This window comes from Kocuria sp., from assembly GCF_030538595.1.
Classification (GTDB): Bacteria; Actinomycetota; Actinomycetes; order Actinomycetales; family Micrococcaceae; genus Kocuria.
Genome location: NZ_JAUNTS010000010.1, coordinates 96,684 through 118,492 on the forward strand (window position 1 = coordinate 96,684; position 21,809 = coordinate 118,492).

15 protein-coding genes and 1 pseudogene are annotated in these 21,809 nt (G+C 63.6%); 9 read left to right on the plus strand and 7 right to left on the minus strand.

The genetic code is table 11. The features are described 5' to 3' along the window. The first annotated feature begins 56 nt into the window (after positions 1 to 56). The 3 genes from lysX (at position 57) to Q4G32_RS09730 (ending at position 6,357) form a co-directional block, all read left to right on the plus strand. Positions 57 to 3,476: a bifunctional lysylphosphatidylglycerol synthetase/lysine--tRNA ligase LysX gene (lysX, locus tag Q4G32_RS09720; RefSeq protein ID WP_303351032.1), complete on the plus strand. Its 3,420-nt coding sequence runs from the start codon at positions 57 to 59 to the stop codon at positions 3,474 to 3,476. 105 nt (positions 3,477 to 3,581) lie between these two features. Beyond that, positions 3,582 to 5,033: an MFS transporter gene (locus tag Q4G32_RS09725; RefSeq protein ID WP_303351033.1), complete on the plus strand. Its 1,452-nt coding sequence runs from the start codon at positions 3,582 to 3,584 to the stop codon at positions 5,031 to 5,033. A 283-nt stretch (positions 5,034 to 5,316) separates the two neighbouring features. Beyond that, positions 5,317 to 6,357: a prolyl oligopeptidase family serine peptidase gene (locus Q4G32_RS09730; protein WP_303351034.1), complete on the plus strand. Its 1,041-nt coding sequence runs from the start codon at positions 5,317 to 5,319 to the stop codon at positions 6,355 to 6,357. Between the two features lie 28 nt (positions 6,358 to 6,385). Here the strand turns inward: Q4G32_RS09730 and Q4G32_RS09735 are convergent, their stop codons facing one another. Together Q4G32_RS09735 and Q4G32_RS09740 are read right to left on the minus strand one after the other, a co-directional pair. Then, positions 6,386 to 7,402: an alpha/beta hydrolase gene (locus tag Q4G32_RS09735; protein WP_303351035.1), complete on the minus strand. Its 1,017-nt coding sequence runs from the start codon at positions 7,400 to 7,402 to the stop codon at positions 6,386 to 6,388. Between the two features lie 81 nt (positions 7,403 to 7,483). After that, positions 7,484 to 8,923, minus strand: coding sequence for a sugar porter family MFS transporter (locus Q4G32_RS09740; RefSeq protein WP_303351036.1), 1,440 nt, complete (start codon positions 8,921 to 8,923; stop codon positions 7,484 to 7,486). Positions 8,924 to 9,488: 565 nt separating this feature from the next. On the opposite strand from Q4G32_RS09740, the gene Q4G32_RS09745 reads away from it, so the two are divergent. Together Q4G32_RS09745 and Q4G32_RS09750 are read left to right on the plus strand one after the other, a co-directional pair. After that, a complete protein-coding gene (locus Q4G32_RS09745) occupies positions 9,489 to 10,817 on the plus strand; it encodes a hypothetical protein (RefSeq protein WP_303351037.1) in 1,329 nt (442 codons plus the stop codon). 92 nt (positions 10,818 to 10,909) lie between these two features. Next, positions 10,910 to 11,803 carry a hypothetical protein gene (locus Q4G32_RS09750; protein WP_303351038.1) on the plus strand — a complete coding sequence of 298 codons (894 nt, stop codon included), beginning with the start codon at positions 10,910 to 10,912 and terminating at the stop codon, positions 11,801 to 11,803. 93 nt (positions 11,804 to 11,896) lie between these two features. Here Q4G32_RS09750 and Q4G32_RS09755 read toward each other — a convergent pair whose 3' ends face one another. The 3 genes from Q4G32_RS09755 to Q4G32_RS09765 all read right to left on the minus strand — a co-directional run bounded on the left by Q4G32_RS09755 (position 11,897) and on the right by Q4G32_RS09765 (position 15,954). After that, positions 11,897 to 14,215: an MMPL family transporter gene (locus tag Q4G32_RS09755; protein WP_303351039.1), complete on the minus strand. Its 2,319-nt coding sequence runs from the start codon at positions 14,213 to 14,215 to the stop codon at positions 11,897 to 11,899. Between the two features lie 190 nt (positions 14,216 to 14,405). Continuing rightward, positions 14,406 to 15,233: an aldo/keto reductase gene (locus Q4G32_RS09760; protein WP_303351040.1), complete on the minus strand. Its 828-nt coding sequence runs from the start codon at positions 15,231 to 15,233 to the stop codon at positions 14,406 to 14,408. A gap of 76 nt (positions 15,234 to 15,309) precedes the next feature. Continuing rightward, entirely contained in the window at positions 15,310 to 15,954 is a 645-nt protein-coding gene (locus Q4G32_RS09765; protein ID WP_303351041.1) for a Sir2 family NAD-dependent protein deacetylase, read from the minus strand. Positions 15,955 to 16,137: 183 nt separating this feature from the next. Between Q4G32_RS09765 and Q4G32_RS09770 the strand changes: the two genes are divergently transcribed. Next, positions 16,138 to 16,542, plus strand: a complete 405-nt coding sequence (locus tag Q4G32_RS09770; protein ID WP_303351042.1) for a hypothetical protein — start codon at positions 16,138 to 16,140, stop codon at positions 16,540 to 16,542. A gap of 2 nt (positions 16,543 to 16,544) precedes the next feature. After that, entirely contained in the window at positions 16,545 to 17,207 is a 663-nt protein-coding gene (locus Q4G32_RS09775; RefSeq protein WP_303351043.1) for an MOSC domain-containing protein, read from the plus strand. Between the two features lie 79 nt (positions 17,208 to 17,286). Here Q4G32_RS09775 and Q4G32_RS09780 read toward each other — a convergent pair whose 3' ends face one another. Continuing rightward, positions 17,287 to 17,976, minus strand: a complete 690-nt coding sequence (locus Q4G32_RS09780) for a hypothetical protein (RefSeq protein WP_303351044.1) — start codon at positions 17,974 to 17,976, stop codon at positions 17,287 to 17,289. 173 nt (positions 17,977 to 18,149) lie between these two features. On the opposite strand from Q4G32_RS09780, the gene Q4G32_RS09785 reads away from it, so the two are divergent. Both Q4G32_RS09785 and Q4G32_RS09790 read left to right on the plus strand, forming a co-directional pair. Then, on the plus strand, positions 18,150 to 18,638 hold the full coding sequence (locus Q4G32_RS09785) for a MarR family winged helix-turn-helix transcriptional regulator (protein ID WP_303351045.1): 489 nt from the start codon (positions 18,150 to 18,152) through the stop codon (positions 18,636 to 18,638). A gap of 124 nt (positions 18,639 to 18,762) precedes the next feature. Then, positions 18,763 to 20,630 (plus strand): annotated as a pseudogene (locus Q4G32_RS09790) (ABC transporter ATP-binding protein). A 55-nt stretch (positions 20,631 to 20,685) separates the two neighbouring features. On the opposite strand, the gene Q4G32_RS09795 reads toward Q4G32_RS09790, so the two are convergent. Then, the gene (locus Q4G32_RS09795; RefSeq protein ID WP_303351046.1) at positions 20,686 to 21,684 is read right to left on the minus strand and encodes a DUF808 domain-containing protein; all 999 of its coding nucleotides are present in this window, start codon (positions 21,682 to 21,684) and stop codon (positions 20,686 to 20,688) included. Positions 21,685 to 21,809 lie beyond the last annotated feature (125 nt).

Consider the following 21,809-nt stretch of genomic DNA (forward strand, 5'->3'; position numbering starts at 1 on the left):
GGTGCCACCGATGTCCTGTCCATCAAGTTGTCCTGTCCATCAACCGGAGGAATTCAGTGTCCCACCCATCACCACCCACACGTCCCCTTGAACAACGGGACCCGGTGGCGGAGCGCCTGGCGCGGATTCTGACCTGGGTTTGGACGCTGGCTGCCGCTGTGGCCGTGGCGCTGTGGATCCTGCGCATCACGGGCCCGCTCACGGTGGTACCGGTGGTGGTGTTCGGTGCGTTGAACATTCCCGTCACACCATCTCTGGTGTCAGCCATTTTGGTGGGTTTGGTGGCTGCGGCCTTGGTGCGCCGCATGCGGCTGGCCCTGCTGGCGGTGATGGCATTCAGCGTGTTCGGGATGATCGTCTCCATCTTGATCCTCACGGACCAATGGATCTGGAGCACCAACAATCACGGCATATTTCCCTATGCCGTTCACGTGGCCATAGAAACCACAGGAATTGTGGTGGGTGGTCTGACGCTGATAGCCGCCATCCGTTCCTGGAAAGCATTTCCGGCGCGGGTCCGCCCCGGGGCGGGATGGGTGGCCGCAGCCACCGGTGCGGTTGGTCTGTTGATTTCATTGGTCCTGACGCAGGCTTTGATTGTGGCCACCACCCAAGTTGGGTGGACTCAATTTGGGGAACTGGGCCGCGTTTTCTGGGCAGCCATGGGCTCTCATCAGGGCGGGTGGCGCCATATCGACGCCGTTCCCCCCTGGGTTCCGCAGATCATTGCCATAGTGCTGGCCGTGGTCTTGATCCTGACCGTGTGGACCTTGCTGCGTGCCGGGCGCAGATCGGCCCAGTGGACGGCCGATGGTGAACTCCACCTGCGGGAACTGCTGGCCCAGCACGGAGACCTGGATTCGCTGGGCTGGTTTGCCACCCGCCGGGACAAGGAGGTGGTCTTCTCTGCCGACGGTCGCGCGGCCGTCACCTTCCGCACCATCGGCGCGGTCAGTCTGGCCTCCGGGGACCCCGTGGGAGACCCCCATTCGTGGCCGGCAGCAATTGCCCAATGGAAAGACCAAGCCCGCCGCTACGGGCTGCTCCTGGGCGTGATCTCCGCCTCGGAAGCCGGTGCCCGCGCCTACGCTGACCGGGACAGTGACGGCCTGGGCATGGCCGTGACCACCATGGGGGATGAAGCCGTCCTTCACGCGGATCGCTTCACCTTGAGCTCCACCAACATGACGGAAGTTCGCCGGGCGGTGCGCCGCGCTCGCCGGGATGGGCTCACGGTCACGGTGCAGCGCCACCAGGACGTTGATCCCATCGAGCTGGCAGACTTGGGCGTCTTGGCTGACCAATGGCGGGGGGCAGAACCGGACCGCGGGTTCTCCATGGCGCTCAACAGGTGGGGAGACTTAGGCGATGGGCGCAGCGTCGTCGTTGTGGCGCGGGATGCCCAAGGCCAGGCCGTGGGGCTGCTGTCCTTTGTGCCGTGGGGCCGGCGGGGGCTGTCCCTGGACGTGATGCGCCGCAGTCCGCAGGCGCCCAATGGAGTCTCCGAGTTCATGATTGCCGAACTCATGCGCACCGCTGAGCAACTGGGCGTGGCCAAAGTGTCCCTGAACTTTGCCATGTTCCGCGGCGTGTTTGCGGACGCAGACCGCTTGGGTGCCGGGGCCATGACCCGGTTCAACTCAGGTGTGCTGGGCAGGTTGGACCGGTTCTTCCAGCTGGAACGTCTGTACCGGTTCAATGACAAGTTCCACCCCGAATGGGTCCCGCGCTACGTGGTGTACGAAAACCTCCTGACTCTGCCCCGGGTGGCCATTGCCTCCGGGATTGCGGAGGGCTTTGTCCCGGACCTGTGGCCGCGTTCTGGCCGTGGAGCCACCGGCCATGACGGCCACAGCCTCACCGCCGAGCAGCAAGAACAGATCAGGCAGACGGAGCAGCGTCTGCTGGAACCGCAGGCTGATGCGGTGCTGAGTGAGCTCGGCCCGCGCCGGACCCCGGAGGAGATTCACCGCAAAGAACATGCCGATCACCTTGCGGAATGTGGTGAGCCGCCCTGGCCCGTGGGGATTCTGGACGTTGATCCTCTGGCGGTCGCGGTAGAGGCACTGGCCACCCCGGGCCGCAGCGTGCGGTTCTCCGGCCGGGTGCGGCACCACCGGGATCACGGTGGCGTCCAGTTCCTGACTCTCACGGAGGCTGGTGCCGATCTCCAGGTGGTGATGGAGCGAGCTGCCGTGGGCCAGGAACAGTTCGAGCTGCTGAACCACACTGTGGACCTGGGCGACATCCTGGTGGTGGATGGCAGGAGCGGGAGCTCGCGCAACGGCACCCCGTCCATCCTGGCCAGCGGGTTGACGGTGGCGGCCAAGTCGCTGCGGCCCGTCCCGTTCGCCGGCTTTGAAGACCCGGAGGCGCGGCTGCGGCGTCGTTCACTGGATCTGGTGGTCCACCCGGACCGTCTGCGGCTGCTGCACCAGCGGGCCACGGTCATCCAGACCGTGCGTCATTTCCTGCTGGAGGCGGGTCTGCGGGAGGTGGAAACCCCCGTGCTCAACACCGTGCACGGCGGTGCCTCCGCTCGCCCGTTCCGCACCTGGATCAATGCTTACGGCATGGGGCTGAGCCTGCGCATTGCTCCGGAGCTTTACCTCAAACGGCTCCTGGTGGGTGGATACGGTCCGCTGTTCGAGGTGGCGCGCAACTTCCGCAACGAGGGCGCCGATGCCACCCACAACCCCGAGTTCACGGCCCTGGAGGCTTACGTCCCGTGGGCTGACTACACCACCATGCGTCACCTCACGGAGGCCATGGTCAAGGCGGCAGCCACGGCTCTGTACGGACGCCCCGAACTGCCCCTGGTGGACGTTCACCGCAGCCACTCGAACGGTGATCACACCCGGAACGACGACGCCGCACCCACCGTGGACTCTCAGACCCCGCAGATTCTGGACATCTCCGGGCCCTGGCGGGTACGGACCGTCACGGAAGCCGTGTCAGAAGCAGTGGGCCAGGAAGTCTCCGTGGACACGGACATTGACGTGTTGCTGCAGCTGGCCCGTGACAACAATGTCCCGGTGGGTCCCGCCATGGGGCCCGGTGCGGTGTTGGAGGAGCTGTACGGGGAGTTGGTGGAACCCAACACCATGGAACCCACCTTCTACTGTGATTTCCCCGTGGAGACCTCCCCGCTGACTGCACCGCATCGCTCCAAGCCGGGGCTGGTGGAGCGCTGGGACCTGGTGGTGGGCGGCATGGAGTTGGGAACCGCGTACTCGGAGATGACAGATCCCGTGGAGCAGCGACGGCGATTCACCCAACAGTCCTTGAAGGCCGCCGCGGGTGACCCGGAGGCCATGGAGATTGACGAAGAGTTCCTCAGCGCACTGGAACTTGGCATGCCACCCACCGGTGGGTTGGGCATTGGGCTGGACCGGTTGGTCATGGTGCTCACCGGAACCACCATTCGGGATGTCCTGGCCTTCCCGTTTGTGCGCCCACGTCCCGGGAGGGACTGAACCCCCTTTCGCGCGGGATTCCCCTGACCGGGCATCCCCGAGGCCCCTGGTCACTGCTGAACCCCCCTTTCGCGGGGGAGTCCCTGACCCATAGACTGCCTTGCCGTGAGTTCGGGCAAACGCGGTCTTGGAGCGGCACGTGGGGCAACTGCCCGCGCGGCCGGTCGAGCCGTTGCCCCCTTCAGCTATCAGGGGTATCCGCGCTTGGCGTTGGCCATGTTGACCATGGTCATGGGGCAGGGCACATGGGCTGTGACCACCATTTTTCAGGTCATGGCCATTGACGGTTCCCCGGTGGCGCTGTCCACGGTCACCGCCATTGGCGCGTCCGGTCTGGTGGTGTTTGCCCTTCTGGGTGGGGTGGCCGCGGATCGGTTGCCGCCGCACCGTGTGCTCCTGGGCGTGACCCTGAGCATGACTGCCGCAGTGGCTGTGGTGACCTACCTGAGCCTGACGGGGCTCCTGGCGCTGTGGCATCTCTCCATTGCGGCGTTCATCATCTTTGCCGGTGTGGGCATGTTCTATCCGTCCTACTCGGCTTCTCTGCCCCGGCTGTTACCCCCTGACAAGCTGCTGGCTGCCAACGGGGTGGAAGGTACAGCCCGTCCACTGCTGCAAACTGCCGCAGGACCGGCTGCTGCCGGTCTGCTGGTGGCAGCCTGGGGTCCGTGGGCTGGATACGCGGCGGTGACCCTGTGCGGGCTGCTTTCCGTGGGCACACTGTTCGCTCTGCGTGTGCCCTCCTTGGAAGAGGTGGAGCACGGCAAGCAGGTGGGGCAGCCGGGAGGCGCGGAGAAGCCGGAGGACGGCAAGGGCGAACCACAGGAAACACCCGTGCAGACGGGAGCCATCAACATCACCGGAATTGGTGCACAGGCTGCCGCTTCCGGGGCTCCCGTGGAACCTGCTGCCGCACCCGCGGGTGGAGTGGGCAAAGTTCTGGGAGATCTCCTGGAGGGTGTCCAGTACACCGTGCGCACCCCGTGGCTGTTGGGCACCCTGGTGTTTGCGGTCATCACCATCTTCTTTTTCCTGGGACCCCTGGAAGTTCTGCTGCCCTTTGTGGTCCGGGACAACTTTGGCGCCGGAGAGGCTGAATTCGGTTTGCTGCTGGCGGTCACGGGCGTCTCAGCGGCCATCGGAGCCATGATCACCGCCGGATTGCCCTATCCGCGGCGCTATCTGACGCTGATAGTCACGGTGTGGGGCTTTGGCACCTTGCCGCTGGCCTTTGTGGGTTACACCAATTCCTGGGCCGTGATGGTGGTGATCCTGGTGATTGTGGGTGCCACGGATGGAATCGGGCAGGTGCTGTGGGGCACTTTGCTGCAACGCCGTGTCCCGGGACGGATGCTGGGTCGGGTCTCCAGCCTGGACTTTTTTGTCTCCTTGCTGCTGTTGCCCGTTTCCATGGCTCTGGCCGGACCCATGGCTGTGGTCATTCCCATTCCGGTGATCTTTGTGATCGCTGCGATCATCCCAGTGGTGGCTGCCGTGGCGGTGTGGTGGATTGCCGGCATGGCCAAGGACGAACTGGCCAACCCGCTGCGTGGCTAGGGCTACATGGCTTGGGGATGAACCTCGTGCCACACGCTGCTCTGAACGCGCCGCCATACGCTGAACGTGCTGTCCCACGCTGAACGTGCTGTCCCACGCTGAAACGCTCTGAAACACCCTGGCACCTGAACCGGTGTGTGTTCGGGCACAGCGGGGTAATTCTTGGCATTCAGCCATGGAAAGTGCGCCTGAATAGGGAAGGATGGAATCCTCCCCATTTTTTCCAGCGAAACTTTGCCCGTTCGCTGTATGTACTTCTGCCCGCGCCACCACAGGTTGTTGAATGTCCCACCACCCCCATGACCACCACACACCGCATGCCGCTGCGCTGCGGGGTGTGGTGCGGCGTCGTTTTTTGGGTGGGATGGGAGCGGCAGCGGCCGTGGCGCTGGTGGGATGCGGGGCCGATGACTCCGCAGATGAAGCTGCTGCCTCCGTATCTCCTACGGAGCAGCCAACCCCACAACCCACGGTGGCTCCCACGGAGGCACCCCTGCCCATCAGCGCGGAGACCACGTACGAAGTGGCCGAGCCGGTGACTTTGGCCTACGGGCAGGCGAGCGACCGTCAGTACGGGGAACTCACGGTGCCGCTGGGGCTGCCGGAAAACATCAAGGTGCCGGTGCTCATGGTGCTGCACGGGGGATCGTGGCAGGCCACCTCCACGCTGCACTACATGCGCGCCATGGCACGCAACATGGCCTCCTACGGAATTGCCACGTGGAATGTGGAGTACCGCGGAATTGGTGGCGGTGGTGGCTGGCCGAACACCTTTGTGGACGTGGCTGCAGCCATGGATTTTGTGCCCAAACTTGCCGAACACATTGGTAGGCGCATTGACCGGCAACGCTTTTTCCTCACCGGGCACAGCGCCGGAGGGCATTTGGCCACCTGGGCGGCATCCCGCCACATGCGGGGCTCAGAGCAACCCGGTGGGCGCCCGGTGATTCGTCCCGCTGCGTGCGTGTCCTACGCCGGTGTCTATGACCTGACATTTGCGCAGCGATCCGGTCATCGGCACATGGTCAACCTGATGGGCGGTACCCCGTCGCAGGTGCCGCAGAACTACACCTTGGCCTCTCCCATCCACAACATTCCCCAGGACGTCCGGTTTGTCTGCTGTCATGGAACCGCCGACTCCGTGGTGCCGATCAACCAGACCTACAACTACGCCGCCGTGGGAGAGCAGGACGGCAACCCCGCCGAAACCGTGATTCTGTTGGACACGGAACACTCTGCGTGGGCCGATTCCAAAACCTACGCCTATGCGGTGGGCCAGCAGCGGCTACTGGAAACCATCACGGCGGTGGATGTCTCCGCCTGACAGGCCCCGGCACCTTCAGATGGAGGACTCAGGCGGATGCCAGGGTGGCAATGATCCGGTCATGTGCCACCTGCCACGGATGTGATTGATGGGTGGTCCAGGAGTTGTGGGAGGCATCAGGCAAGATCACCGCCTCGGCATTGTCTCCGGCCTGTTGCGCAGCCGCCAGATATTCCTTGGCCTGGTCCACCTTCACCACGGAATCATTCTCCCCGTGGAAGCAGATGAAGTGACGGTGCGTGGGGAGATGGTCAATGGGGGAGGCCAAAGCGTAGCGGTCCGGACACTGTTCGGGTTCGCCGCCCAGTAACGGGATCATGTAGGGATCCTTGTTGTCCTCGGCCAAGGTGAGGTCATACACACCGGCCATGGGGAAACACCCTCTGACGTCAATCTTGGGTTCACCGCCTGGTTGACCGGCATTGTTGACATGCCGTGAGGCCGCCCACGCGGCCAGATTGCCTCCGGCACTGTGGCCGGTGATGAAGAACCTGGTGGAGTCCACCGGAGAGCCAATGTGCTCGGTCAGGTTGGGCACCAGATCCATGGCGGCCGCAACGTCTGTGAATGTCTGGGGCCAACCACCCCCACCGTGGACCCCGCGATACTCAATGTTCCAGGCCACAGCCCCGTGGGCAGCCAGTGACTTGGCCAAAGGTTCCATGTAGGTCAAGTTTGAGGAGGCCAGCCAACCTCCGCCGTGGATGATCATGACCACAGCCGCCGGACTGTTGGCCGGCAGATTGGGTGGAATCCACAGTTGCCCGTACTGGCGGTCCGATTCATTGCCGTAGGTGACCTTGACCGGGTCCGCCACCTGATAGGTGTCAGAGGTGCTGACCGCCACAGGGGTTGGCGACGCCGTATCAGAGGCCGCAGCGCCGGAGCCACCGTCCGAACCGGTCTGTGTGCAGGCGGTCAGACCCAGAGTGCCTGCCACACCCAGGCTCATTCCCAGGCTGTGCAGTACCTGCCGCCGGGACAGTTCAGCCTTGGAGGTGATGCCTTTGTCCTGCTGCAGCCCGGAGGGTTCTGTGTGAGTCACGCTCTGAATTTTAGGCTGGCTCCCGGCACCCGGTGTGGCCTCCAGGGCGAAATGACCGCCAACTCTCCGATGGTGGGCGGGTCAGTCGTGCATGTCCTCCAGCTCCACGCCCTTGGTTTCTCTGACTGCCTTGATCACGAACAGCACGGAGACCGCCGCAAAGAACGCGTAGAGCCCGTAGGCAAAGACCAGGGACACATCCGAGATGATGGGGAAGGTCACCGTGACCAACCAGTTGGCCATCCACTGCACAAATCCGGCCACGGCAAGGGCGGCACCGCGGATCTTGTTGGGGAACATTTCTCCCAGCAGAACCCACATCACGGGGCCCCAGGAGATACCAAAGAACACCACGTACAGATTTGCAGCCACCAGGGCAATGGGTCCGGCGGTGTCACCCAGAACGGGTCCGGCATCCGTCACGGTGGCCGTGGCAAAGACTGCCGCCATGGTGCCCAAGCTGAGCGCCATGCCGATGGAACCGATCAGCAGGAGACGTTTACGGCCAATCTTGTCCACCAGCAGGATGGCCACGATGGTCACGGCCACGTTGGTGATGGAGGTGATGGTGGAGATGGTGAACGCATCACTCTCCTGGAAACCAACGGACTGCCACAGCTGGTTGGAGTAGTAGAAGATCACGTTGATGCCCACCAGCTGCTGCAGGGCAGCCAGGCCAATACCGATCCACACAACGGGCTTGAGCCCGAACGCCTTGCCAGCCAGGTCTGCCAACCGCGGGTTGTGTTCCTTGTCCAAGGTGCGGTCAATGACGGACAGGCGGTGCTGAGCGGGGCCTTCACCCTGCAGCCGGACCATCACCGTCATGGCGTCATCCCTGCGGCCCTGCTGGACCAACCAGCGCGGGGATTCGGGGATGGTGTAGGCGCCCACCAGGTAAACCAGGGCGGGAATGGCCTCCAGAAGGAACATCCACCGCCATGCGTCCATGCCGAACAGCCACGTGGCTTCTGAGGACCCGGCCAGACCCACAACAATGCGGTTGGCGATTTGGGAGGCAAAAATGCCCAGCACAATGCCCATCTGTTGCAATGAGCCCAAACGTCCGCGAATGTCCGCCGGGGCGATTTCGGCAATGTAAGCCGGGGCAATGATGGAGGCCACGCCAACACCCACACCGCCGATCACGCGCCAGGCCACCAGCCAGTAGAACCCACCCATGTCCGCACCAAAGAAGGGGTCAATGGCGCAGAAGATGGATGAGACCAGGAACAACACCGCCGCAACGCGCATCATGCGCACGCGGCCCCACTTGTCCGCCAGGCGTCCGCCCATGGCGGCACCCGCGGCAGCACCCAGCAGGGCAGATGCCACTGCGGTACCCAATGCGGTGGGACCCACACCAAAGTACTCACGCATGGCAGAGGTGGCGCCATTGATCACGGCGGAGTCGTAGCCGAACAGGAAACCGCCAATGGCGGCCACAATGGTGATTCGCACCACTGCGCCGGTATTGGCGGTATGACCCGCCACGGAGGTGGGGGAGGTGTATGTGGACATGCTCAGCTCCTTGGCCGTCCCAGGTGGAGCTGCCGCCTATGGCCCCAGTCACACCGAAAAGTTCCTGACAGAGTAAAGGGCAGCAATGTGAGTGTCCACACGGTGACGAATTCATGTCGGTTTGATGTCAAAGGGGAGGGTTGCCTCCTGCCTCGGCTCGCCCCGGTTGGCCCCGCCCAGTTGACCACGTAGAAGGGGACAGGCGCGGCGTCGTCGTTGTGGGCACGGCGGCACACGGAGTTGCCGTTTGGCCTTGCTGGACGCGGTGATGCGTCACTAAAATTGCAAGAGAGCTTCATGTTGTTTCGCCAAACTGTCCCCTATCCCGGTGATCGGACCCCATCTCCAGATGCGGTGAATTGCCGGCGGCAGTTCAGTTGGTGACAGCACGGAAGCTGGGTTCGCGGGGGAGCGAATCCTTGGGGCTGCGTTCGTTGCGGGAGCCGGGATTCCGGGTCCGTGCCACGGGCGGCGGGAAGCAAAGGGGGAACGCGTGGGCGGCAACGGCCGGACGCGTGGGTTCATCAAAGGTCGCGGGCGTCACCGGGACCCAAAGGCCCATGCCATGTGGCACTTGCGTATGCCGGCGTCCTCCAGCGGTGTGCCCGTCCACATCACCGTGGTGGCCGGCGTTGTGGTGGCCGGGATGATCACCACGGTGGCGCCCAGTACCACTGCGGAAACGCTGCGCTCGGATCTTGTACCGCCTCAGCAGCACTCTTCTGATGATTCGTCCATGACCGCACGGGGATCATCACCGCAAGCCTCCCCGCAGGTCACCATTACGGCCTGGCCGGATGCCGGGGCACGTGATGGGGAAACAGACCCGAGCCACAGCCCCACGGCTGCCCTGCCGCAGGTGGGCACGGGAAAGGGCGCCAAGACCTACGTTCGGCCCAACCCAGCTGGAGTTTTTCGTGCGGGTTCCGCCGTGAGCCAGATGGGGCGCGGTGTGGGCAGCGTGTTCTCCACGGAGGGCCGGCGCACGTGGAGCACGCACCCCACCGTGGATTTGCCGGCACCACCCCCGGACCGGGGCACCGTGGTGGGAAGCGTGTACGTGGCCATGCCCGCACGGAGTGTGGATGCGCTGGTGGCGGGGGTTCCAGAGGCCACACACGTGGAGATCGGCACCATGACGCGGTTTGCCCCTTTCCCGCCATTGCGTGAGGCCGTCCCGGTGGTGGAGTTGACGATCCCCACACCCGTGCCGCTGGCCGCGCCAGGCGTCATGCGCACCGCGGGGGAACGCACAGACCTGATCTTGGTCCCCGCCACGGTGATTGAGGTCCCTGCCGATTCCGTGCCCGCAACTCCACAGGACACCGCACCTGCGCTCGGCTCCGAACACCTCCTGGCCCAGGCACCACCCACGAGCGCAGAGGAATCGGATTCCACCATGGCCGTGGCGCGTTCCGGGCCGGTTTCACCGTGGGCCACCGCCCCTCACGACGACGACGCCCCCACCACCCGCCCCGCACATCAAGACCTTGCCGGTGATCACGAAAATGATGGTGCGCAGGTTGCCCCGTGGGTGCTGCCGGTCGATGAAGCCACACACGTGGATTCTGATGCCTCGGATTTTGACACTCCGGGTTCAGACACTCCGGACTTTGACACTCCAGATTCTGGCACTCCCGTTTTTGGTAATCCGGTCCTGGGGGAGTTCATCGCCGAGGATCAGGGCGAAGACCCTGGTGAAAGCCTCCTCCACGCCCCGGTGTGGGAAGCCCCGGCGGATGAACCGCCATCATCCGAGCTGGAGCAGTTGCAAGAGTTGCAACAACTGCAGGAGCAGGGATGGGTGGAACCTCTGGAACAGGTGCAGCAGACGGTCCCCGGTCCCACCACCGGCGCTGTGGAAGAGTCTCCCAATGCTCCCGTGGAGCCTTGACTTCCTGGGAAGGTGCTTAAAAATATTCCCGATTGTTGTTCAACTTCGACGTGGCGTTTAGAGATTTCTGCGAGTGATGCCACAATTGAAAAATGTCTTCCCCGGCGCAGAACACTTCCCCCTCGCCGGACCGCACGACCTGGCGGCTGCCGCAGCTGGAGCACTGGATCATCATCCCGCTGATTGTCATCCTGACAATCGGAACCTTGGGACGGATCATCAGCTTCACTCCGCAGCTTCGAGCCGCTGAGTCGCAGGTCCTTGCGGCACTTGAACCCGTGCGTTCTTCCATGGTGCTGGCCGCTGCCAATTTTGTGCACGGCGCTTTCAGCGCACCCATGATTTTCGCCGTGATCGCAGCGTTGACTGCATGGCTGGTGGTGATCCGCCGTTCCGCTCGGGATGCAGCAGGATTTGCGGTGACCGCCGTCGTCGCTTCCCTGGTGTGCTTCATGACCCAGCAAATTGTGGCGCGCCCCGCCCCCATGATTCCAGGGGAATCCCTGACGGCCGCTGAGACCGCGTCTTCCATGCCGGCCGGTGCGGTGTGCGGTGCCATTGTGATCACCCTGGCGCTTCTGGTCACGGCGCGCCACCACACCAAGTCCACGCTGCTTCTGGCCGTGGGCGGTGGCGTGACCCTGATGGTGGCCGCGGCAACGCTGATCGGCTCCAGTGCCTACGTGCTGGACATCCTGGCAGCGCTGCCCGTGGCTTGGGCCGGGATTGCACTGGGCTGCGGTGTGGCCAATCAGGCCGTACCTGCCTTGGCGCAGACTTTTGGCTGGGATCTGGATCAGAGTCAGCGCAAGCTGAACTACCGCAGCCCGGACCGCAGCGTGGCGTACGCGGAGGCTTATTCGGACTCCCACCAACGGCAGCCCGTTCAGGTTCCCGCCCCGGCAATGCACACCGCGCCGTCCATGGAGCACGACGACGGCCCCATCACCGAGGAGATCCCTGTCATTCGGCACAACGCCGCCTGACAGCCGGATCTCTCACGCCCAGTGCGCAGTTGTGTGGCCCCCGATTCAATCGGGGGCCACACAACTGCGCACTGGCATGTCAGGGCTGTTGGATCACGGCTGGATCTTCTTGTGGAAGGGCCACCAGATGATCCGTCCGGCGTCGTAGGTCAGTGCGGGGACCAGCAGGGACCGCACCAGTAGAGCATCCAGCAGCACGCCAAAAGCCACAATGAAGGCCAGCTGAACCATGAACACAATCGGGATCACGGCCAGGGCGGCAAAGGTGGCGGCCAAGACAATGCCCGCGGAGGTGATCACTCCGCCGGTCAGCACCAGGCCACGCAGAATACCGGCCCGAGTGCCATGCACCAGGGACTCCTCCCGGACGCGGGACATCAGGAAGATGTTGTAGTCAATCCCCAATGCCACCAGGAACACGAATGCGTACAGCGGCACGGAGGCATCCGAACCCGGGAAATTGAACACGTGATTGAACAGCAGCGCCGAAACCCCCAGCGCGGAGGCAAAGGAGATCACGGTCAGGATGATCAGGATGACCGGCGCCAGGATGGAGCGCAGCAACAGCATCAAGATGATGGTGACCACCACCAGGATGATGGGGATGATCAGGTTGCGGTCGTGAATGGAGGCCGCCTGGGTGTCCATGGTGCTGGCAGTCTCACCGCCCACAATGATCCCGGAATCCACGTCCTTGAGGTCGGTGCGCAACTGCGTCACGGCTTCCTGAGCCTCATCCGAATCCGGGGCCACCGTGGTGGTCACCTGAATTTGGACGTCCCCGTCCACCACGGTGGGTTCCACATCCGCAAACGGATTGGCGCCTTCTGGAGCATCCTGGAATTGTTCGGCCTGTTCATCTGCGGCACGTCCCAGCGGCAGGGAGCCCGACGGCGAATCGGTGGCCGTGACCGTCACGGAGTCCGTGACATCCAACTGGCCGGCCACCGCCGCCACGTCATCGGCCGTGCCCTCCGGGGCGATCACGGTGATGGGTGATCCCGTGCCGCCGGGGAAGTGCGCGGACAGGGCATCCTGCCCATCGGAGGCGGGGGAGGCGCCGATCAGCGTCTCGGACTGCTTGAGGCCGGAGGCCTGCAACGTGGGGGCAAATGCCGCCATGACCAGCAACGCCAAGGTGGAGACAATCCAGACCACCCGGAACCGACGGGCCACAAAACGGCCGATGCCGGCCCACAGCCCCTTCCCCGTGACGCTGGGCAACCCCTGGGCCCCGCCGTGGTCCACCACTCGCACAGCATCCGGGCGGTCGGGATCAAACTTGGGGCGCGAAGGCCAAAAGCCCGCTCGGCCCAGCACGTAGAGCACAGCCGGCAGGAAGGTCAGGGCAGCCAGCATGGAGAAGGCAATGCCGGTGGCCGCAGCCGGGCCCAACGCCTGCGTGGAACCAAGGTCAGAGAACAGCAGGCACAGCAACCCGGCGATCACCGTGGAGCCGGAGGCCAGCACAGGTTCAATGGTTCCGCGAATGGCAGTGCGCGTGGCTGCGCTCTTGCTGCGGTGCTGGCGCAGAGCCTCCCGGTAGCGGGCCGTGTAGAGCAGGCAGTAATCCGTGGCGGCACCCACCACCAGGATGAACAAGATGCCCTGGACCTGCCCATCAATTTGGATCAGACCGCTCTGGGCCATCAGGTACACCACAATGATGGCCGCGCACAGAGCCGCCATGGCCGTGATCAGCACAATGATGGGCAGCAGCGGTGATCGGTAAACGATCACCAAGATCACGAACACCACGGCCAGTGCCACCAACAGCAAGATGCCGTCAATGCCCGCAAACCCCTCAGCCAGTTCAGTGGCAAAGCCGGCGGGACCGGTCACAAAGGTGTTCAGCCCATCCGGTGCGGTGTCTGCCATTTCCGAACGGAGCTCACCCACCTGTTCGTCGTACCCGCTCTCATCCATGGGTACAAAAATTTGGAGGGCCTTGCCGTCCTCAGACTCCACGGGCGGGGAGGCAGCTTCCTCGGCCAGCCCCGCATCCACCAGGGACTCACTGAGATTTTCCGCCCACTGCCGGTCTTCATCCGTCAGGCCGTCGTCGCGCTGGACCACCGCAATGGCGGGGATGAAAGGATCCTGCACAAAATCGTCTGCCCGGTTGGACACCTGGGTGGATTCTGCCGTTTCCGGGAGGAAAGAAGATTGGCTGGACTCCACCACGTTGCTGATCCGCCCAAAGAACGGACCACCCAGGCCGATCACCACCACCCAGGCAAGGAGCGCAAAAGCTGGTAGCAGCACTCGCAGCCACGTGGGGCCACGCTTGCCGTTTTCCTGTTCGGGGGTGGTGCGTCGTCGTCCGGATTCCCCCTCAGCCCACGGCAGGTCAGGATCGGGTGTGGTGTGGGGTGGCTGGGAGGGTTGCGCGGGGGAGGTGCTGGGGGCCATGTGGGATGCTCCAATGCGGTGTGGGTCCAGCAGGCGGACGACGAACCGCAGGTGGTGCGCACGGTCCCAACCGGAGGGTCCCCGGGGTGGTCACATCTGATGAACGGGGGCGATTGGCTCAGCCGAACCGCCCCCGCAGTTTACGTGTACTTCACGTTTTGTAGTACCGGATGGCACTACCGTTGAGAGTTCAGTTGAACTCCATGGGGTCGGGGCCCAGGCGGCCGTCCTCCCGGCCCAAGCCGGTCAGGCGCTCCAGCTGCTCCTCATCCAGCACCACGTTCAGCGCACCCCAGTTTTCGCGGATACGTTCCGGCGTCACGGACTTGGGGAACACAATGTTGCCAATGGCCAGGTGCCACGCCAGCACCGTCTGCGCCGGGGTGGCACCCACTTCATCCGCGATCTGGGTGACCACGGGGTCGGTCAGAATCTCCCCACCCTGGCCCAGCGGGGACCAGGCTTCCGTGAGCACGCCGTGGGAGGCATTGGCTGCCCGTAGCTCCACCTGCGGAAAATACGGATGCAGTTCAACCTGGTTGACGGTGGGAGTCACGCCGGTGCCCACGAGTTCTTCCAGCAGGTCCGCGGGGAAGTTGGAGACACCGATGGAACGGACTCGGCCGCTGTTGCGCAACTCCACCATGGCCTCCCAGCTGTCCCGGTACAGACCGTTGGCGGGGCAGGGCCAGTGAATCAGATACAGGTCAAGGTAATCGGTTCCCAAGCGTTCAAGGGACTTGTCCAAAGCCTTGAAGGTGGAATCGAAGCCCTGGTCCTCATTCCAGAGCTTGGTGGTCAGAAAGATCTCCTGGCGGGCCAGGCCGGATTCAGCGATTGCGCGGCCCACACCTTCTTCATTCCCGTAGATCGCGGCGGTGTCAATGTGGCGGTAGCCGGTCTCCAGGGCTGTTGCCACGGATTCCTGAGCAACGTCTGCTTCCACCTGCCACGTGCCAAAACCCAGTTGGGGAATCGTGTGATCGTCATTCATCGTCAGAATGGGTGAGGTGCTCATGTGTACTCCTGTCAGGCGGCAGGTCAAGCCGCAGATGATGAACCTTGTGTCCAGTCAACCCCTAAGCACACGCCGATCACAAGCTGGCTGTTAACAGCGGCAGGGCCTCACCGGAGGGCAACCGCACTTCAAAATCGGCGTACGCGGAGAACTCCGTGGGCTCGGGATTGATCTCCACCACAGGTACCCCGAGGCCCAGTGCGGTCAGGGGCAGGGAGGCCGCCGGCTGCACGATTCCGGAGGTACCCACCACCAACACCAGGTCTGCGGTGGCCATGGCTTCTTCTGCCCGCTGAAAAGCCTCCATGGGTAGGGCTTCACCAAACCAGACCACGCCCGGACGAATGCTGGCATCACATTCCAGGCACTCGGGTGGGGTCTGCGGCTGTGGGTCCGAATCCACGGGGGAATCCAGCCGGAGATCCGCAATTTGCCAGCTGTCCGCGGGGCGCCCACATGCCTCACAGCGGAAGTCAAAGAGCGATCCATGCAGATGGGCCTCCACCGTGGAACCCGCGCGCTCATGAAGATCGTCCACATTCTGAGTGCTGATACTCACGGTGGCGTGCTGTGCCCAGCGCGCCAGGGCCGTGTGCCCGGGGTTGGGTTGCACGCCCCGCACCATTCGAGCGCGCTGCACGTACCACGCGAAAACGACGTCGGGGTCATCCTCCCAAGCCTCCGGAGTGGCCAGTTCCTGGGGTGAATAGCGGGCCCACAACCCGGTTTCCGGGGTACGGAAGGTGGGCCCCCGGATTCAGCCGAAATCCCGGCTCCGGAGAGCACCGCCACGTTCCGGGCGGAGCGGGCAAGGTCCAGCACGGCGGGATCAATACTCATGTCTCCACCGTAATGGCGGGTGTGTGCGCGGTGCAGTCGGTGCTGGTGTGGTGAAATGGGATTCATGAAGTTCGACTTCCGCCGCCTGACGCCCGCATTGGTGACCTCACTTGCCCTGATCTTCTTTGCTCTGCTGTGTGCAAGCATTGGCTGGACGGTGTTTGCGTGGCTGGTGGGCCTGGCGGGTCTGGTCCTGAACGTGGTGGGTCTTGCCGTGGTGCAGATTGATGATTCCCAGTCGCCCGCCAGTGGTGATTCGGGCGAATCCAAGACCGGCACCTTTGCGCACAAGACCAAGAACGCCCGGGCGGCGTTGCGCGATTCAGCTTCGCGGGCCTCCGGTAAGGATTCGGGCACCGGATCAGCATCCGGCGCCAAGACTGCTTCCGGTTCCAAGGCTCCTGCTGGCGGCAAGACTGCTGCCGACTCACAAGAGAGCCAGACTCCCAAGGTCACCAAGCGGTTCTGAGCGTGACTGCCACCATTCTGGCCGTGAACACGGGTGCACGCCGGAGTAACCCTGTGTCCAACAGGCTGGACACCGGCATCTTCAAAACCCCGGTGGAAGGCCCCGTGGAAATCCGTGACCCCGGGCTGCGCGGTCAAGGGCCCGGTTCCGGACTGGTGGATGACTACATTGGCGATGACCAGCACCACGGCGGCGACTACCAGGCCGTTTACGCCTTCAACCGTGCCGAGCTCGATTTTTGGGAAACCGAGTTGGGGACCTCCATTACCAACGGCACCTTTGGCGAGAATCTGACGGTGGATGGGTACGACGTCGACTCCGCCCTCCTGGGTGAAATCTGGCGGATCGGAGAGGTGCGGCTCCAAGTCACGGGAGGCCGCACTCCCTGCCGGACCTTTGCCGCTGTGATGCAGCAACAGGGCTGGGCCAAGACCTTCACCCAGCGTGCGCGCACCGGGGCGTATTTCCGGGTGTTGAGCCCAGGATTTCTTCAAGCCGGTATGGAGGTGACCGTGGAGTTCCGGCCGGAGCACGATATTACGGTGTCCCAGGCTTTCCGTGCCGCGACCACCGAGCAGTCATCGCTGCCCCAGATGATGGCGGCTGAGCCTTACCTGCACCCGGAGTTGCGGCGTCGTGTGGAGCGGGCGCTGGCCCGTCCGTAGTTCGGCCGCGCTGCGGTTGAGTGCATCGAGCGGAGCGAGTGAGGTCAGTGGCGCGGGTGGGTCAGCGGATCGGGTGGCGTCAGTTCAGGGCTGCGCCGCGGTAAATCTTCTCCACAGCTTCCGGTTCCAACCGAGTTTCAATGGCGGTGGTGGTTTCCGGATCCCGGCGTAAGTAGCGCACCGGCCCGTGTTGACCAACCTCCAACCGCAGCGCATCCACCGTGGCGTAGCGCTGCAGGGAGGTCGCAGTGAACCGTTGGCCCTGAACCGGTGAAACAGACAGCGTCAGTTCCACCTCCACGGTGGGAACCTCCGCCGGGGCGTCTGCATCCGAGTCGGCTGGGGTGTCGTCGTCGTTCACGGGCTGGGGGGCCGGGGTTTGGCTGGAATCGGGGAAGCCTATGGCGCGGACCACGCCCACGCCGTAGCCCACAGAGCCCACCAGGTGATTGCCCAGCACCTGCCTGGCTTGGGACATCACGGCTTTCACGCGGGAAATCCACACCAGGGCGGCCACCACCAGGATCACGGCAATCACCGCGAGCCACACCGCGGAGTCTGTGGCGCGCCACTGGAGCCAGGCGGGAATCAGTAGGATCACGGCGATGACCGGTGCCAAAACCACCCAGATGTTGCCCTTGACGCCGCCGATGGCACGCAGCGCTTGGGGGTCGGAGCGCAGTTCGTCCATGACCTGCCGGTCAAAGTCGCGCTCGCCGCTGCTGCCGTCTGCAGGCATGGGTGTGGGCCAGGTTCCCTGATCGTCCATGGGCCCATTTTGGCAGAGATGCGACACGCCGGTGATCGCCCGGTGGTGCTCCGTGGTGAACGAGCAGCGGCCCGCAGAAATAAAGGGAAGTAGGCTGATATTCGCGGACGCAAAGATCTGTTTTGATTTAGTTGATGTGTCAAATAACGATATTCAGCAGTATGATTACCTTCATGTCAGAAACCAAGTGGCTGAGTCCGGAAGAGCGTGAGGCATGGTTGGGCCTCATCTCAGTCATGTTCAAAACCCCGGGCACCATTGAACGGCAGCTGGTCGAGGATTCATCGCTGAGCTTTGCCGAATATCTGGTCTTGGCGATTCTCTCCGAGGCCCCCGAGCGCAAGCGCCGTATGTCAGACCTGGCCACCGCCACCTACACCGCACAGTCCAGGCTGTCGCGCATTGTGACTCGGTTGGAGGACCGGGGCTTGGTGGAGCGCTACGGGGACGGCGGAGACAAACGCGTTGTGGTGGCCGTCCTGACCGATGCCGGTGTGCGGTGCGTGGAGCAAGCCGCCCCGGCTCATGTGGCACACGTGCGCAAGGTCATCTTTGACAAGCTGACACCGGAGCAAGTGGGTCATCTGGCCACCATCTGCCGCACGTTGCTGGAGGCCGGTGGGTCCGGGGCGTCGGAGGCAGAGGTTACTGACGCCACCTGAGCCCACAGGCAGTGCCGCTTGCCATCATCGAGGGCGCCACCACTGACCGATTGGGCCAACCGGGGTGGCGGGCTGATGGCGAAAACATGAGCACCGGCGTCGTCCACGGCCCTAGAGTGTGCGCGTGAGTATGCACAATTCCCCCATGGCGTTGCTCTACAACGCAACGCGGGGGCAAGAGTTCAAGGGCAGCCGGGTTTCACGCGCCACCGTGGCGCGGATTTTCCGGTTTGCCCATCCGCACCACCGCATGATGCTGGTGTTCCTGCTGGTTTCCGTGGGAGTGTCCGGGCTGGGAGTGATAACCCCCATTTTGGCCGGTGACGTGGTGAATGCGATCACCAGCGGTGGGCCGGTTGACCTGGTGGTCTGGCTGGCCGTGTTGATCGCGGTGGTGGCCATTGCCACGGCCGGGCTGGGGATTCTCAACCGCTGGCTGTCCTCCACGATCGGTGAAGGGCTGATTCTGGATCTGCGTACTGCGGTTTACAACCACGTGCAGACCTTGCCGATCGCTTTCTTCACGCGCACGCGTACGGGTGCGCTGGTCTCCCGGCTGAACAACGACGTCATTGGGGCCCAACGGGCGTTCTCCAACACCCTGTCCGGCGTGGTGTCCAACCTGGTCTCCGTACTGCTGACCGTCGGCGTGATGTTGACCATTTCCTGGCAGGTCACGCTGCTTTCTCTGCTTCTCCTGCCAATCTTCCTGATCCCAGCTCGCCTGGTGGGTGGCCGTCTGGCCAATTTGCAGCGACAGGCCGCGCAGTACAACGCGGACATGTCCACACAAATGACGGAACGCTTCTCCGCCGGTGGCGCCACTCTGGTCAAATTATTTGGCGACCCCCGTGCTGAATCACGCGAATTCGCGGATCGGGCAGGCCGCGTCAAGGGAATCGGCGTGCGGGTGGCCATGTTGCAAGCCACCTTTGTCACCGCCCTGACCCTGGTCTCCGCCCTCGCCCTGGCCCTGGTCTACGGCTTGGGTGGCGTGCAGGCCATCCTGGGCAATCTGGATGCCGGGCAGGTGGTCACCTTGGCCATGCTGCTCAGCCAGCTCTACACCCCTCTGACCATGCTGGCCAACGCCCGCTTGGATGTGATGAGTGCACTGGTCAGTTTTGAGCGGGTTTTGAGGTGCTGGATCTCAAGCCCTTGCTGACCGAACCTGTGGTGCCGCAACGGATACCGGCCGGACCGGTGTCCTTGGAGTTCGACGACGTCGCCTTCACCTATCCGTCAGCCGATGAAGTCTCCTTGGCCTCCTTGGAGGATGTGTCCGTGCTGGACCCGCGAGCCAACGAGGAGGTTCTGCACGGCGTGGACTTCACCGTCGAGCCGGGGCAGACCGTGGCTCTGGTGGGTTCCTCCGGTGCAGGCAAGTCCACCATTGCCTCCCTGGTACCCAGGCTCTACGACGCCACCAGCGGGGCCGTTCGGTTGGGCGGGGTCAACCTCAAGGACACCTCTTTTGAACAGCTGCGCCAGACCGTGGGCATGGTGACGCAGGACGGTCACCTGTTCCACGAGTCCATCCGGGCCAACATGGCGCTGGTCAATCCGGATGCCACGGATGAGGACATGTGGTCCGCGCTGAGCCGGGCTCGGATGGATCACGTGGTGGGGGAGTTGCCGGACGGGCTGGACACCGTGATCGGTGAGCGCGGCTACAGACTCTCGGGCGGTGAGCGGCAACGGTTGACCATTGCGCGGTTGCTGTTGGCCTCCCCGCGGGTGGTGATTCTGGATGAGGCCACCTCCGCGTTGGATTCCACCAATGAGGCGTACGTGCAGGCTGCCCTGGATGAAGCCATGACTGGGCGGACCGCACTGGTGATTGCCCACCGGTTGTCCACCGTGCGTAAAGCAGACCAGATTTTGGTGATTGAAGGGGGGCGCGTGGTGGAACGGGGTCCGCACGCGCAACTTTTGGCTTCCGGAGGCCGTTACGCGGAACTCTACGAAACCCAGTTCGCGGAGCAGGAGTAACCCCTCCCCTCCGCCGAAAACATGGTTTGGTTAGGATTTAGGCCCAAAAATTGGGTCAAACCATGTTTTCGGCGGAGGGGTGGCGGGTGGTGAGCTTCCCCTTTCCGCGACCGGTCAGAGCCTTGGTGCCTTCAATCACCAGGACCACCGCGGCACCCCAGACCAGGCCCAGCACCGCCGAGAAAAAGGTGTTCACAATCCACGCCACCACACTCGCCAACACCGGCACCGCGTGGGCGGCGGCCTCAGCGGCGTGATGCACAAAGTCATAGATGGGATGCCAGCCGAGTTCGTACAACCCCACCAGAATGATGTGTCCGCCCACCCACAGCATGGCAACGGTGCCCACCACGGAAATCACCTGCAGCACCTTGGGCATGGCGGCCACCAGGAAACCGCCGAACTTCTGTGCCGCAGCGGATTCCCGACCGGCCAGTTTCAGCCCAACATCGTCCATACGGATCAGCGCCGCGACCACGCCGTAAACCAAGATGGTGATGCCAATGCCGACCACCACCAAGATGATGGCGCGGTTCAGGATGGGCTCGGCGGCCACCTCGTTGAGGGAGATAACCATGATTTCGGCGGAGAGAATCAGGTCCGTGCGGATGGCGCCACCCACCATCTTGTCTTCGGCGGACTTGCCACCTTTGCCGTCGTCGCCGGCCTCCACCACGGGTTCAATGTGCTTGCTGTGCCCGGAGATCGCTCCCCAAATTTTCTCCGCACCTTCAAAGCACAGGTAGGTCCCGCCCAGCATCAGGATGGGCGTCAACGCCCACGGCGCAAACTGGCTCAGCAGCAGCGCAATCGGCAGGATGATCACCAATTTGTTGAACAGTGATCCCTTGGCAATGCGCCAAATGATCGGCAGCTCGCGCTGGGGGTCCACATCGCGGACGTACTGCGGGGTCACCGCGGTGTCATCAACGACGACGCCCGCCGCCTTGACGCTGGCTCTTCCCGCTGCGGCGCCAATGTCGTCAATGGAGGCAGCGGATGCTCGGGCGAGTGCGGCGACGTCGTCCAAGAGAGCGATCAGACCGCCGCTCACGGAGCTGACTCCCCGCAGGTGTTCACCGGGTGACTGGAAATCATGAGCTAAGAGTACGTCTCCCAGGTCAGTAGAAACGTTAAGTCCACTGATGATGTCTGAGGCATGGCATAGGCTGATCCAGT